The sequence below is a fragment of the Pseudomonas sp. RW407 genome (genome assembly GCF_003176655.1).
Taxonomy (GTDB): domain Bacteria; phylum Pseudomonadota; class Gammaproteobacteria; order Pseudomonadales; family Pseudomonadaceae; genus Pseudomonas; species Pseudomonas delhiensis.
The window spans coordinates 1,081,373-1,094,883 of record NZ_QGSL01000107.1; the positions used below are offsets into that span (position 1 = coordinate 1,081,373).

At 70.1% G+C, this 13,511-nt stretch carries 14 protein-coding genes; 7 read left to right on the plus strand and 7 right to left on the minus strand.

Going from position 1 to position 13,511, the window contains the following annotated elements:
• Window positions 1-111: 111 nt before the first annotated feature.
• A complete protein-coding gene (locus tag DK254_RS29035) occupies window positions 112-564 on the plus strand; it encodes a hypothetical protein (RefSeq protein WP_109936596.1) in 453 nt (150 codons plus the stop codon).
• Window positions 565-570: 6 nt separating this feature from the next.
• Here the strand turns inward: DK254_RS29035 and DK254_RS29040 are convergent, their stop codons facing one another.
• The gene (locus DK254_RS29040) at window positions 571-1,011 is read right to left on the minus strand and encodes an RcnB family protein (protein ID WP_109936597.1); all 441 of its coding nucleotides are present in this window, start codon (window positions 1,009-1,011) and stop codon (window positions 571-573) included.
• 289 nt (window positions 1,012-1,300) lie between these two features.
• On the opposite strand from DK254_RS29040, the gene DK254_RS29045 reads away from it, so the two are divergent.
• The 4 genes from DK254_RS29045 to rmuC all read left to right on the plus strand — a co-directional run bounded on the left by DK254_RS29045 (window position 1,301) and on the right by rmuC (window position 4,613).
• Window positions 1,301-1,669, plus strand: coding sequence for an antitoxin Xre/MbcA/ParS toxin-binding domain-containing protein (locus DK254_RS29045; RefSeq protein WP_109936598.1), 369 nt, complete (start codon window positions 1,301-1,303; stop codon window positions 1,667-1,669).
• Window positions 1,670-2,440: an RES family NAD+ phosphorylase gene (locus tag DK254_RS29050; RefSeq protein WP_109936599.1), complete on the plus strand. Its 771-nt coding sequence runs from the start codon at window positions 1,670-1,672 to the stop codon at window positions 2,438-2,440.
• 75 nt (window positions 2,441-2,515) lie between these two features.
• Window positions 2,516-2,722 (plus strand): hypothetical protein, encoded by a 207-nt coding sequence (locus DK254_RS29055; RefSeq protein ID WP_109936600.1) that lies wholly within the window; start codon window positions 2,516-2,518, stop codon window positions 2,720-2,722.
• Window positions 2,723-3,248: 526 nt separating this feature from the next.
• Window positions 3,249-4,613 (plus strand): DNA recombination protein RmuC, encoded by a 1,365-nt coding sequence (gene rmuC, locus DK254_RS29060; protein ID WP_109937337.1) that lies wholly within the window; start codon window positions 3,249-3,251, stop codon window positions 4,611-4,613.
• Between the two features lie 329 nt (window positions 4,614-4,942).
• On the opposite strand, the gene DK254_RS29065 is transcribed toward rmuC, so the two are convergent.
• Window positions 4,943-5,830, minus strand: a complete 888-nt coding sequence (locus DK254_RS29065) for a metal-dependent hydrolase (RefSeq protein ID WP_109936601.1) — start codon at window positions 5,828-5,830, stop codon at window positions 4,943-4,945.
• Between the two features lie 10 nt (window positions 5,831-5,840).
• Window positions 5,841-7,616 carry an SDR family oxidoreductase gene (locus tag DK254_RS29070; RefSeq protein WP_109936602.1) on the minus strand — a complete coding sequence of 592 codons (1,776 nt, stop codon included), beginning with the start codon at window positions 7,614-7,616 and terminating at the stop codon, window positions 5,841-5,843.
• 340 nt (window positions 7,617-7,956) lie between these two features.
• Between DK254_RS29070 and DK254_RS29075 the strand changes: the two genes are divergently transcribed.
• The gene (locus DK254_RS29075) at window positions 7,957-8,778 is read left to right on the plus strand and encodes a MerR family transcriptional regulator (RefSeq protein ID WP_256595983.1); all 822 of its coding nucleotides are present in this window, start codon (window positions 7,957-7,959) and stop codon (window positions 8,776-8,778) included.
• Between the two features lie 128 nt (window positions 8,779-8,906).
• Here DK254_RS29075 and DK254_RS29080 read toward each other — a convergent pair whose 3' ends face one another.
• Window positions 8,907-9,821 carry a LysR substrate-binding domain-containing protein gene (locus tag DK254_RS29080; protein ID WP_109936603.1) on the minus strand — a complete coding sequence of 305 codons (915 nt, stop codon included), beginning with the start codon at window positions 9,819-9,821 and terminating at the stop codon, window positions 8,907-8,909.
• Window positions 9,822-9,902: 81 nt separating this feature from the next.
• Between DK254_RS29080 and DK254_RS29085 the strand changes: the two genes are divergently transcribed.
• Window positions 9,903-10,361, plus strand: coding sequence for a DMT family transporter (locus tag DK254_RS29085; RefSeq protein ID WP_109936604.1), 459 nt, complete (start codon window positions 9,903-9,905; stop codon window positions 10,359-10,361).
• A gap of 1 nt (window position 10,362) precedes the next feature.
• On the opposite strand, the gene DK254_RS29090 is transcribed toward DK254_RS29085, so the two are convergent.
• The 3 genes from DK254_RS29090 to DK254_RS29100 all read right to left on the minus strand — a co-directional run bounded on the left by DK254_RS29090 (window position 10,363) and on the right by DK254_RS29100 (window position 13,265).
• Window positions 10,363-11,622, minus strand: a complete 1,260-nt coding sequence (locus DK254_RS29090) for an MgtC/SapB family protein (protein WP_109937339.1) — start codon at window positions 11,620-11,622, stop codon at window positions 10,363-10,365.
• A gap of 202 nt (window positions 11,623-11,824) precedes the next feature.
• Window positions 11,825-12,685 (minus strand): AraC family transcriptional regulator, encoded by an 861-nt coding sequence (locus DK254_RS29095; RefSeq protein ID WP_109936605.1) that lies wholly within the window; start codon window positions 12,683-12,685, stop codon window positions 11,825-11,827.
• Window positions 12,686-12,695: 10 nt separating this feature from the next.
• Window positions 12,696-13,265 (minus strand): GNAT family N-acetyltransferase, encoded by a 570-nt coding sequence (locus DK254_RS29100; protein ID WP_089393099.1) that lies wholly within the window; start codon window positions 13,263-13,265, stop codon window positions 12,696-12,698.
• Window positions 13,266-13,511: the final 246 nt, after the last annotated feature.

The following is a 13,511-nucleotide window of genomic DNA, read 5'->3' on the forward strand; positions in this document are numbered from 1 at the left end:
CATGAAGGGGCCTATCCTAGGGCCTTTGCCTGGTGTCGGCGAATGGTCTTTCAAGTTTTTCCTACGGCAGTCGATAGAGGGGCAGAACACCCGGAACAAGGAACCTCGGGCATGAACCTTTCCCTGACGCCCTCCAGCCAGACCTTCGCCGGCTCGTTGCGGATAGCGGCCAGCAGCGACGATGGCAGCACGGCGACCGGCGTCGCCCAGGATGACAGTGCCACGGCCACCCGCAACGTCGCCTCCGCAAGCCCGGGTGGCAAGCAGGGCGCGGGCGCGGCCGCCGGCGGTGGTGAAAGTGGCGGCAGCTCCAGCGTTGCCGTCGAGCAGTTGCAGAAGCGCCTGCAACAGCTGCAGAAGCAGTTGCAGCAGGAGCAGCAGGAATTGGCGGCGGCGCAGGCGCGGGAATATTCCTCGGAAAACGAGCGCACCACGATCGTGATGGCCCTGCAGAGCCGCATCGCCAGTACCAGCGCCGCCATGCAGGCCACGGCGGCGGCGCTGGCCGAAGCGATCCGCAATGGCGGCGGTGGCGCCGGTGCCTTGCTCAGCACCAGCGCCTGAGGCGCCTCAATAGCCGGCCAGGATGTTGACGATCACCCCAGTGGCGATGGCCACCAGCACGTAGTCGCCGTTGACGTACAGCCAGCGATGGTCGCGCGGCGGCGCGTAGAGGTGACGGGCGCGCCAGTCGGTGACCCAGTAGCGGTCGCTGCGGTAGACCGGCTGCACCACCACGCCACGGCGCCATTCGCGATGCGGTACCGGCATGCCGGCCTGCGGGCGGAAGTGCGGGTCGCGGTAGTAGCGCGGGTCGGCGTGACCCTGGCGGCCCTGCTGGTAATGACCGCCCTGGGGGCCTTTCTGCGGCTGATGTTGCGGCTGGTGCTGCTGCGGACGGTTATCCGGGCGGTTCGGGCCGTGGTCCTGGCCGGGGCCCTGCTGGGCGAAACTCGCCAGCGGGCTGCCAAGCATCAGGGCGGCACAGAGCAGGGCGACGGTCTTCTTCATGCTGTTCTCCTGGTGCGGCCGCCGGATGCGGCGCGCACTGCGTATCGGTCGAGCCCGGCACCGGGCGCAGCCGGTTCGGGTATTTCATGAGACCGCACGGCCAGGTCAAGAAACGCCAATGCCGGGTAAAGGTCCGGTAAAGAATGCGTCGGTTTTGTCATGACGTTGATACATGGCCGCCCGAACATCGCCCCGCAGCCCCCACCGGGACGGGCCGCGGCGAAGGGTGCTTTGTGTGGTTTACACATTTGATGGTATGTTTGCATCAAATGCACGAAAGAGGTACGGCATGAGCGCACTCATCCGGGAAACCCCGTCGGCCGACCTGGTACTGGCCAAGGCGGTACTGGCGGCCCGTGAGCAACTGGGCATGACGCAGCAGGAGCTGGCCGCCATCGTCGGCGTCGATCGCAGCGCGGTGAGCCGCTGGAAGAGCAACGGCCTGCGGGTGGGCAGCAAGACCGGTGAACTGGCGCTGCTGCTGGTGCGGGTGTACCGCGCGCTCTTCGCCCTGTTCGGCGGCAACCTGGAAGACATGCGCCACTTCCTGCGCACCCCCAACCGCCACCTGAGCGGCGTGCCCCTGCAGAGGATGGAGCAGGTGCAGGGCCTGGTGCAGGTGGTCGAGTACCTCGACGCCATCCGGGGCAAGATCTGAATGGCGCCCGACGCCGGCGCCGAGCTGTGGCGCGAATGCCGGGGCGAGCAGGCCATCGCCCCGCTGCGGGGCAAGCTGGTGCGCCTGGTGGAAAGCCAGGAGCAGGTCGCCACCCTGCAACTGGTGGATACCCTGGAGGAACAGGCCCTGCTGGAAGAGCTGATCGAGACCAGCAAGCCGCACCTGCCGCCTTCCAGCGAAACCCTGCACTACCTGCTGAAGACACCGTTCCGCTATCCGCCGCTGCGCTGGGGCTCGCGCTTCGGCCGGCGCCACGAGCCCAGCCTGTTCTACGCCGCGCTGCGCCTGGAGACGGCCATGGCCGAGGGGGCCTATTACCGCTTCGTGCTCTGGGAGGGCATGGCCAGCCCGCCGCCCAGCGGGCGCATCCTGTCCGAGCACGCTTCCTTCGAGGCGCGTTTCCAGGTGCAGCGGGGCATCCGCCTGCAGGCGCCGCCCTTCGACCGCTACGCCGAGCGCTTGCAGGACCCGCGGGACTACCACCTGAGCCAGGCGCTGGGCAGCGCCATGCGCGCCGCCGCGGTGGAAGCCTTCGAATACCGCTCGGCGCGCTGCCCGGAAGGGGGGCTGAATGCCGCGCTCTTCGTGCCTTCGGCCTTCGTCGACAAGCGCCCGCGCAACCTCATGCCCTGGCTCTGCGAGACCACCGCCGACTACGTGGCCTTCAAGCACGCCCAGGTGCCGGGTGCGCCGCGGCTGTTCCCGCGCGCGGGGTTCCTGGTCGAGGGCGACCTGCCGCACCCGGCCTGACCGTCCGTCGTCCTGCCCGCCCGGGGCGGGACGAACGCGCTAGCTTATGGCGCTGGCCAAGCAACGGAGTGCGCCATGGACATTCGCCTGGAAGCCCATCCCCATGACCGCCGACAGTGGCGCGTCTACCTCAACCAGTATTTCTTCCAGTACCCCGACAGGCCCACCGCGCTGCGCATGTACGAGCACGTGCTGGAGTCCTTGGGCCGGGCCGCGCCTGCCGCCCAGGCGGCCAGCATCCCGCGCCAGGAACGTCGGCGCAGAGCCCGCGAATGCGTCTGATTCGCCCCTGAGCCTTGCCTGAAAACACCTTCAGAATGCCCCGAAATGAGGCGGTTTGCCCTTGTCCGGCGCGGACTTGTGCACAATGTTGGGGGCTGTTGTCAAGCACCGGAAACATTCCTCCGTAAGCGCTTGATTTTTCGTCGAGCATTTGTAAATTATTGATTTTAAATGACTTTATGGATTGGTGAAAAAACCACCAATCTAAGCTGCAGCCACAGCGGGCAAGGCGTATAAGACGTTTTCATCACCTTATCCACGAGGTTATCCACAGCTTCTGTGGATTGTCCCAAGCGCTTGCTTTCCTCTGGCGTTGTCAAGAGCCATTGCGGCAAAAGCTGCACTGAATTCTCACTCGCGGCTGCTACCATGGCGCGAATTTTCCTGCGACCGCCAGCCCTGGAGCGCCTCAATGCCCGTCGACCTGCCCAACCTGCTGATCGGACTGCTGGCCGCAGCGCTGCCGCTGGGCTGGTTGGCCTGGCACCTGCGCGAGCGCGCGGTGGAGCAGGAGAGCGAACTGGTGCTGTTGCGCGAGCGCCTGGCCACCGCGCAACTGGCCCAGGACGGCCTGGGTGCGCAACTGGAGGCCGAGCGCGAAGCCTTCCAGCGCCTGAGCGGCCGCCATGGCGAACTGGCCGGCGAGGCCGCGGCCTTGCGCCGCGAGGTGGACCTGGGCCGCGCCGAGCGCGAGCGCCAGCAGCAGGCCGAGCGCAACTGGCAGGCCGAGCGCGAGGGCCGCGAGGAAGAGCTGCGCCGGCTGTCCGCCGAGCGCGCCGCGCTGGCCGCCGAACTGCGCGAGCAGCAGGAGGGCCACCAGCAGCGCCTGGGCGACCTGCAGGCGGCCCGCGACGAGCTGCGCGCGCAGTTCGCCGAGCTGGCCGGGAAGATCTTCGAGGAACGCGAGCAGCGCTTCGCCGAGGCCAGCCAGCAGCGCCTGGGGCAGTTGCTCGACCCATTGAAGGAGCGCATCCAGTCCTTCGAGAAGCGTGTGGAAGAGAGTTATCAACAAGAGGCCCGCGAGCGCTTCTCCCTGGGCAAGGAACTGGAGCGCCTGCAGCAGCTCAACCTGCGCCTGGGCGAGGAGGCGACCAACCTGACCCGCGCCCTCAAGGGCCAGAAGACCCAGGGCAACTGGGGCGAACTGGTGCTGGAGCGCGTGCTGGAGCATGCCGGCCTGGAGAAGGGCCGCGAGTACGAGACCCAGGTGAGCCTGCGCGCCGCCGATGGCGAGCGCTTCCAGCCCGACGTGCTGATCCGCCTGCCCGGCGACAAGCAGGTGGTGGTGGACGCCAAGGTCAGCCTCACCGCCTACCAGCAGTTCGTCGCCAGCGAGGACGAGGTGATCCGCCAGCAGGCGCTGAAGCAGCACGTGCTGTCCCTGCGCAGCCACGTGAAGGGGCTCTCCGGCAAGGACTACCGGCGCCTGGAAGGCCTGCACAGCCTGGACTTCGTGCTGCTCTTCATGCCGGTGGAGGCAGCCTTCTCGGTGGCCCTGCAGGCCGAGCCGAACCTGTTCCAGGAGGCTTTCGAGCGCAACATCGTGATCGTCAGCCCGACCACCCTGCTGGCCACCCTGCGGGTGATCGACAGCCTCTGGCGCCAGGAGCGGCAGACGCAGAACGCCCGCGAGATCGCCGAGCGCGCCGGCGCGCTGTACGACAAGTTCGTGCTCTTCGTCCAGGACCTGGACGAGATGGGCTCGCGCCTGCAGCAGCTGGACAAGGCCTATGCGGCGGCGCGCAACAAGCTCTGCGAGGGCCGCGGGAACCTGATCAGCCGCGCCGAGCAGGTCAAGCTGCTCGGCGCCCGGGCCAGCAAGAGCCTGCCGGGCGACTGGCTGGAGCGGGCGCTGGGCGACGAGCCGCAGGTGGTGGAAGAGGACAAGTAGTCCCAGCGTTTCTCCGTGCGAACCGTAGGGCGAATAACCGTTCGCGGTTATCCGCCGTACGATGCTGCGCTTTTCGTAGGAGCGAGCTTGCTCGCGAACCCTAGGCTGTGGCACGAGGATTGAGTCCGCTCCCTCTCCCCAGCCCTCGGCTGCGCGCCCCGCCCTGAAGGGAGAGGGGGCTTGTCCGTGCCGAGAGAAGGTATGGCTCCAGCCGGTAACCCTCGGTGTTGCCGGCTAACTCCAGAACACCCAACTCTGCCCAACGGTCCCCTCTCCCTTCAGGGAGAGGGTTAGGGAGAGGGTGCTCTTCCTCTTACCCGAAATTCCCCTCAACCCCGAGCCGCCCGACTCGCCGCCGGGGAGCTCGCCAGGTAGTCCAGGGCCTCCTGGGTGTTGGCCTCGTGGTCCGGGTGGTACCAGGGCTTGAAGTAGCGCAGGAAGCTGGCGCCCACCGCGGACATCCTGGGCAGCAACCCGCGCTTCTCGCTGTCGCGCCAGATGCGCCAGAAGCTGCGTGGCTTGCCCAGGCTCGGGTCCTGGCGGGCGAGGGTGCGGGTGCCGAAGGCGAACAGCCAGATGATCAGCGGCCAGACCACGAGCATCCACAGCTGGCGGCTGACGAAGCTGCCGCCCAGGTGCACGTGCAGGTCGTGGGCGACATTGCGGTGCTCCACTTCCTCGGCGCCGTGCCAGCGGAACAGGTCCAGCAGCACCGGGTCGGAGCCGGCGCGGTCCAGCGCCTCGGCCTCCAGCACCCACTTGCCGAGCACGCAGGTGAAGTGCTCGACCGCGGCGACTATGGCGCAGCGCTGGCCGATCCACCAGCGGCGCAGCCAGGGCCTTTCGTTGAACAGCTGCAGCCCCAGCGGGGTGTCGCTGAGCAACTGCTCGAACAGGTAGTCCATGGCCTTCAGGTAGCGGCTGGAGTCGATGCCGTGCACCGTCAGGTAGCGCTCCACGGCGCCGGAGTGGGCGCGGGCATGCATCGCTTCCTGGCGGATGAAGCCCTGCACGTCGTCGCGCATGCGCGCGTCCTTCACGAAGGGCAGGGCCTTGTTGTACAGGCGGCAGAACCACAGCTCGCCGGCCGGCAGCATCATGTGGATGACGTTGATGACGTGGGAGGCCTCGGCCTCGCCGGGGATCCAGTGCAGCGGCGAGCCGCTGTAGTCGAACTGCACCTTGCGCTGCACCAGGCGGTGATGATGGTCGGTCATGGACGGGGCCTCAGGAAGTCAGGTCGAAGCGGGCGAACAGGCGCGACAGGCCGGGCAGCAGGCGCCACTGCCAGCGCGCCAGGTGCACCTCGGCGCCGGCGGCGACCACCGGCTGGTTGCGCTGCACGGCCTGGACGATCTTCTCGCCCACCCTGTCCGGGCCGAGCCGGCGGCGGCGGTAGAAGCGCTGTACCTTGGCCCGGCGGCGGGCCTGCTGTTCCTCGCTCAGGCCGGCGAAGCGGGTGGCCTGGACGATGCCGGTGTCGACGAAGCCGGGGCAGGCGGCGCTGACGCCGATGCCGTGCCCGGCCAGTTCGGCGCGCAGGCATTCGCTGAGCATCAGCACCGCCGCCTTGCTGGTGGCGTAGGCCGGGTAGTTGCGCGAGGGCGCGAAGGCCACGCCGGAGGCGACGTTGACCAGGTGCCCGGGCTTGCCGGCCTCGACCATCTGCCGGCCGAACAGGCGGCAGCCGTCGATGACGCTCCACAGGTTGACGCGCAGCAGGCGTTCCCAGTCCTGCGCGCTGGTGTCGAGCATGGCGCCGGCCAGGCCGATGCCGGCGTTGCTGACCACCACGTCGGGCACGCCCAGGCTGCTTTCCACCCAGGCGGCGAAGCGCTCCATGGCGGCGCTGTCGCCGACGTCCACGCAATAGCTGAAGGCCGTGGCGCCGAGGTGGCGGGCCTGGGCGGCGCTGGCTTCGGCGGCGGCCGGGTCGATGTCCGCGGCGAGCACGCTGGCGCCCTGTCCGGCGAAGCGCAGCAGGGTGGCGCGGCCGATGCCGCCGCCGGCGCCGGTGACCACCACCAGCTTGCCGGCGAAGGGCCCGGCGCCGGGCTTCTGCAGGGCGCGCTGCAGCGGCTGGCTGGCCTCGCCGCCGTCGATGTGGCGGGCGAATTCGTCGATCCAGCCGGCCAACTGCCGCGGCTCGGCGAGCAGTTGCCAGTGCCCGGCGGTCACCTCGCGGCGCCACAGCCGCGGCGCCCACAGCGAAAGCTGCTGGAACAGCTGCTGGCCGACGTAGCGGTCGCGGGTCGGCACCACCAGTTGCACCGGCACCTCGGTGTGGCGCTTGCGCGGCCGGAAGATCGAGCCGATGAAGTTGGCCCGGTACAGCTTCACGCCGTGCTCGCCGTCGCTGGCCTGGTGCGAGTTGCGCCCGGGGTTGCGGATGCCCTCGACCTTGCGCAGGTACCGCGGCCACAGGCGCGCGGCGCCCAGGCGCCAGGACAGCGCCGGCAGCAGCGGCAGGTGGAAGTAGTAGATGTACCAGGAATGCAGCAGCTGGCTGAGCATCTGCAGCAGCGCGGCCGGGCGCCTGCGCCGCAGGCGGTCGCGCATCCAGTGGCCGACGTGGTCCAGGCAGGGCCCGGAGATGCTGGTGTAGGAGGCGATGCGTTCGCGCAGCGCCGGGTCGGTGACGCTCTCCCAGGTCTGGATCGAGCCCCAGTCGTGGGCCACCAGGTGCACCGGGCGCCCGGGGCTGACGGCGTCGAGCACGGCCTTGAGGTCCTGGCTGAGCAGCTCCAGGCGGTAGTCGCGGGTACGCCGCGGCTTGTCCGATTCGCCGGCGCCGCGCACGTCGTAGGCCACCACCTGGTAGCGGCCGAGCAGGCGGGCGATCAGCGGCAGCCAGACCTCGTGGTTGTCCGGGTAGCCGTGGACGAACAGCAGCATCGGCTTGTTCGCCTCGCCCCAACGGTACACCGCCAGGCGCACCGCGCCGGACTGCACGTCGAGGCGTTCGGCCGGGGGCAGGCCGGGGTTCTCGAGCATGGCGTTCATGCGGCCTCCCGTGCTTGCGGCGGGAGCGGATGGGCGGACGGGGTGCCTCGGGGCATGACGTTCTCCAGGCCATTGTTGTTGTGTGGAGCGACCGTGACATCGCTCGATGTCATGATCGATGCTGACCGATTCGTATCACCCGCGCCATGCCCGGCGGCGGTGTTACCGATACGGGCAGTGGCCTGTAGCCCAGGTGCCATGCGGGTTCGGCGCTGCGGGTGGGTGGGGCGGGAAGCTGAAGTCCCGCCTTTGGTTGGGCGCACCGGCCCGCCGCGCCTGCGCTTTCGTATCGATGCTTTCCGGTTGTGGCCGGCGCCGGGCGCTGGCTATGATCGCCGCCATGAGCACGCCCCTGAGCCTCCTGCAGCGCCTGCTCCAGCGCCCCGAGCAAAGCCCGCGGGCGCTGGAGGACGAGCGCGAATTCAGCGTCGACGAGCTGGCCCGCGAGGCCGGCAGCACCGTGCGCAACGTGCGCGCCTACCAGGACCGCGGCCTGCTGCCGCCGCCCGAGCGGCGCGGCCGCAGCGGCGTCTACTTCGCCAGCCACCTGCGCCGCCTGCGCCTGATCGGCGGCCTGCTGGAGCGCGGCTACGGCCTGTCGAACATCAAGGAGCTGCTGGAAAGCTGGGAACGCGGCCACGACCTGGACCACGTGCTGGGCCTGGACCAGGCCATCCTCGGCGCCTGGAACCTGGAGACGCCGGGGCAGATCGGCTTCGACGAACTGCAGGCGATCTTCGGCGACGAACTGGACGACGAGGTCATCGACCGCGCCCTGCAGCAGGGCCTGCTGCAGTTCGACGGCGAGCGCATCGGCATTCCCAGCCCGCGGCTGTTCAACGCCGGCGTCGAGCTGTACCGCTCGGGCATTCCCCTGGCCGCGCTGCTGGAACACCTGGCGGTGCTGCGCAGCGACACCGAGCACCTGGCCGCGGGCATCGTGCGCCTGGTGGTCACCCACCTGGTGGACAGGCGCGGCGCCGAGCTGCTGCCCGGCGCGGCCGACCTGGAGCAACTGGCCGAGGTGTTCATGCGCCTGCGCCCGCTGGCCGAGCAGGTGGTGCTGGTGGAGCTGGCGCGGGGCCTGAAGCTGTCGGCCAACGAGATGCTCGGCGAGCGGGTGGGGGAGATCCTCCGGCAGTTCGAGCAGCCGCGTACCTGATGCAGGGCGTATGACCGTTCGCGGTAGTACGCCGTTACGCTGCATCTTGAACAGGCGCTTCGTGGTCGAATCCGCAGCGCGCCTGGGGCCGAGGCCAGGCGGCGGATGACCGCGAACGGTCATTCGCCCTACGAAGAACCTTGTGCCGCGTGCTGCAGGCGGTCGCGCAGCCAGGCGCGGGCCGGGTCGCGTTCGGCGTCCTCGCGCCAGATCTGCACGAAGTCGAAGCGCGGCAGCGCCAGCGGCGGTTCGAACACCGCCAGGGAGGCGGGCAGTTCCAGGCGTTCCAGGCAGCGCGCGGCTATGGTCAGGACCAGGTCGGTGCCTTCCAGCAGCGCCGGGGCCACGGTGAAGTGCGGCAGGGCCAGCGCCACCTGGCGGCGCAGGCCGAGCTTGCCGAGGGCGCCGTCGATTTCCTCCAGCGAGTCCTGCAGCGCCACCCGCACGTGGGCCGCCGCCAGGTAGGCCGGCAGCGACAGGCCGTCGGCGCGGTCCAGCAGGTCGCGCCGGCATACGCAGACGAAGCTTTCCTCGAACAGGCGCCAGGCGCGCACCCCGGCCGGCAGCACCGGGAACACGCCGAGGGCGCCGTCCAGCTCGCCTTCGGCGACCTGCCGGGCCATCTCCAGGCGCGATTCCTGGCTGACGCCGAGGCTGACCTGCGGCGCGCCTTGGCGCAGGTCGCGCAATAGGCGCGGCAGCAGCACCCAGGCGCCGTAGTCGGACATGCCCAGGCGGAAATGGCGGTGGCTGGAGGCCGCCTCGAACGCCGGCCCGCCCAGCAGGCCGCGCACGCCGTCGAGCACCTGGACCAGGCGCGGCGCCAGCTCCAGGGCGCGGGCGGTGAGCCGCATCTCGTTCTTCACCCGCACCAGCAGCGGGTCGCCGAGCTGCTCGCGCAGGCGCGCCAGGGCATGGCTCACCGCCGGCTGCGACATGGCCAGGCGCTCGGCGGCGCGGGACACGTGGCGTTCGGCGAGGAGGGCGTCGAGGATCACCAGCAGGTTGAGGTCCAGGCGGCGCAGGTCATGAATGTCATGCATATGGGCTGTGTCGAATGTGCATTTCCATTCGTGCAGTGGATAGCAAAGGATGGGCCCGTCCACAAGCAACGGAGTCCATCCATGTCGAAGATCCTGCTCATCAGCCTGGCCATCTCGGTCGGCGGCCTGGTCGCCCTGCAGGCCGGCAGCAACGCCTTCCTCGGCCGCCAGCTGGGCCACCCGCTGAGCGCCAGCCTGGCCTCGCTCGGCGTCAGCCTGGGCGTGGTGGTGCTGGCCCTGGTGATCATGCGCGTGCCCCTGCCGGCCGGCGCCGGGGTGGCGGCTACGCCCTGGTGGAGCTGGCTCGGCGGGCTGTTCGGCGCGGCCTACCTGACGGTGGCGGTGATGCTGGCGCCGCGCCTGGGCGGGGCGACCTTCCTGGCCTGCGTGGTGGCCGGGCAGATGCTGGTATCGGCGCTGTGCGACCAGTTCGGCTGGGTCGGCTTCCCGGTGCGCCGGCTGAGCGCCGAGGGCGTGCTGGCGCTGCTGCTGATCGTGGCCGGGGTGCTCCTGCTGCAATGGCGCGGGCGGCTCGCCTGAGTCACATGAGGAACAGCGTCAGCGCCCCCGCGGCCAGGCCCGCGACCATCACCGGCACGCTGCGCAGGGCCAGCTGGCCGCCGCCGACCAGGGCGATCAGGACGGCCTTGACCAGGCTGTTGCTGGCCACCGCGAGGACGATGCCGCGCCCGGCCACCTCGGCGTCCAGCCCGCCCATGGCGTTGCTGGCCAGGGACAGGGTGATGGCGTCGACGTCGGCCAGGCCCGAGAGCAGCGCCACCAGGTACACGCCGACGTCGCCCAGGTAGCGGTGCCCGGCCTCGACCAGGAACAGGATCAGCGCCAGCAGGGCGGCGAAGCGCAGGGCCGGGCCCAGCTCGAAGGGGTTCTTCAGCGGCGGTTCGCTGGCGGCGGGCGTCTCGTCCCGGCTGGCGCGGCGCCAATACAGCAGCGCGCCGCCGGCGTAGACCAGGGTGGCGACGATCAGCGGCGGCAGCAGGTTCGGCAGCAGCTCGGCGTTGACCAGGCCCACCTCCAGCGCCACCCGCGGGAACATCAGCGCCGAGGTGGCCAGCAGGCCGGCGGCCAGCAAGGGTTGCAGGCGGCGCTGCTCGTGCATGCCGGCGAGGGTGAGGGTCATCGCCGTGGACGACACCAGGCCGCCGAGCAGCGCGGTGATCAGCAGGCCGTGGCGGGTCCCGGTGAGGCGCACGGCGACGTAGGCGGCGAAGCCCAGGCCGGCGATCAGCACCACCATCCACCAGCTGGCGTAGGGGTTGAACACCTGCCAGGGGCCGTAGCCCTGGTTGGGCAGCACCGGCAGCATCACCACCGAGATGAACAGCAGCTTGAAGGCCGCCGACAATTCGCGGGCGTCCAGGTGCTTCAGCGCCGCGTGCAGGGACTCCTTCAGGCTCAGCAGCAGCGCCACCACCACGCCGCCGCCGGCGGCCAGCAGGCGGCTGTCGGCCACCGCCAGGCTGCCCAGCAGGAAGGTGGCGAGCAGGGCCACCTCGCTGGTCATGCCCTGGTCGCCGCTGCGGCCCACGTCGGCCAGGTAGCCGGCCACCGCCAGCAGGCCCACCAGCAGCGCCATCACCACCCAGGCCCAGACGCCGAAGTGCCCGGCCAGCAAGGCGCTCAGGCCGCCCAGCAGGCCGGCCAGGGTGAAGGTGCGGATGCCGGCGACCTGGCGGATGTCCTCGAAGTCGCGCTCGCGCCAGCCGCGCTCGGTGCCGACCAGCAGGCCGATGGCCAGGGCGGTGGTGAGGTCGAGGACGAGTTCCATGTGGTCCAGCATCATCGTGGGTGGGTTCCATGCGGGGATGCTGGGAGTCTAGAAGGCGCCGGGGTGGAGAGGGTGTTCCAGATCAAGTCGGGTGGTGCATCCGTGATCCGGCGCGGGGGCGGGCCATCGCGGACGGAGTCCTCCTACGCCGCCCCACCCGCACCATTCCATGTAGGAGCGCGCCCTGCGCGCGAATCGCGGGCAGGGCCCGCTCCTACGGGTTACCGGCTGGCATGTCTGAGCGCCCGCACGCCAGGCGGTATTCCCCCGGCGCCACGCCGTAGGCCTGCTTGAACTGGCGGCTGAGGTGGCTCTGGTCGGCATAGCCCAGCTGCGCCGCCACCGAGGCCGGCGCGCAGCCGCCCTTGAGCAGGGCGCGGGCCTGTTCCAGGCGGCGTTGCTTGATCCAGGCGTGGGGCGGCAGTCCGGTGGCCTTGCGGAACACCCGTGCGAAGTGGAAGGGTGACAGGTTCACCGCCGCTGCCAGTTCTTCCAGCGATGGCGGCTCGACCAGCTGGGCGGCCAGCAGTTCGCGGGCGCGGGCCACCGCCAGCGGTTCCTGGCCGGCCGGGCGTGAATCGGGCACCCGCGCATGGCGCTGGAACAACAACAGCAGCGCCTCGCGCCAGCAGGTCTGGCGCTCCAGGCTGCTGGCATTGGAGTCCAGCAACCGGTGCACATGCAGGAAGGCGCGGCTCAGCTCCGCGTCGTGCAGCACGCTGGCGTCGAAGGTCGGCAGGCCCCGGCCGCCCAGCTCCAGCTCGTCGAGCACGCTGCCGACCTGCTCGACCTCCGGGTAGAAGCCCCGGTACAGCCAGCCCGCCTCGTGGGCCTTGGAGCCGGTGTGGACCTCGTCGGGGTTGATCAGCACCAGGCTGCCGGTCGGCGCCAGGTGCTCGGCGCCGCGGTGGCGGAAGCGCTGGGCGCCCTGTTCGATCAGCACCAGGGCGAAGCCCTCATGGACGTGGGGGGCGAAGCGCTGCTCGATGAAGCGTGCGTGCAGCAGCTCCAGGCCGCCCAGTTCCTGGGCCCGCCAGAAGCGGGTCTGCTCGCCGTGGGCGCTGTCGAGGGGCATGCCGGGATGCTCAGCCGATGAAGCCGGCTTCCAGGGCGGCCTTCACCTGCGGCCACTCCAGGTCGGTGATGCTGTAGAGGACGGTGTCGTCCAGACGCCCGCCGGCCAGGCGCCGGTGGTTGCGCAGCACGCCCTCGCGCAGCGCGCCGAGCTTCTCGATGGCGCGCTGCGAGCGCAGGTTGCTGGCGGCGGTCTTGAGCTGCACGCGGACCATCTTCCAGTTGTCGAAGGCCTGGCGCAGCATCAGGTACTTGATGCTGGCGTTCAGCCCGGTGCCGTGCTGCGCCGCGTCCAGCCAGGTGCCGCCGATCTCGCAGGCCGGCAGCGCCGGGAGGAAGTCCATGAAGCGGGTGGTGCCCACCAGCTGGTTGCCCAGGCGCACCACCAGCGGCAGGGCGCGGCCCTCGCGCTGCTCGGCGAGGCTGTTGCGGTACCAGTCCGGGCGCTGCGGCGCGCTCATGAACCTCAGCGCTTCGCGGTTGGCCTCGGCCAGCGCCACCAGCTCGGGCACGTCGGCCTCGACCATGGGTTCCAGGCGCAGCGCACCGCGCTGCAGGGTGATGGGTGACGGTCTGAACATGGCCCCTCCTCGTACCTCGGCGTTCCGCCAGCCCCTATCGGAACCCGGCGCCCGGCAATAGTGCCACAGCGGCGCCAGGGCGCGACGGACGGGCCCTGGGCGAAACGGCCGGCAAAGCTACCAGCGCTTTCCCACTGCGGCAAGCGGCCTCTGAGACCTTGGTCGCAGGGGTTCTGACAGCATCGGACTTTGGTGCGAAACTGCATCCCAGCAGCTCCTGCGGGGGAGCGCGTCGATTTCTCGGAG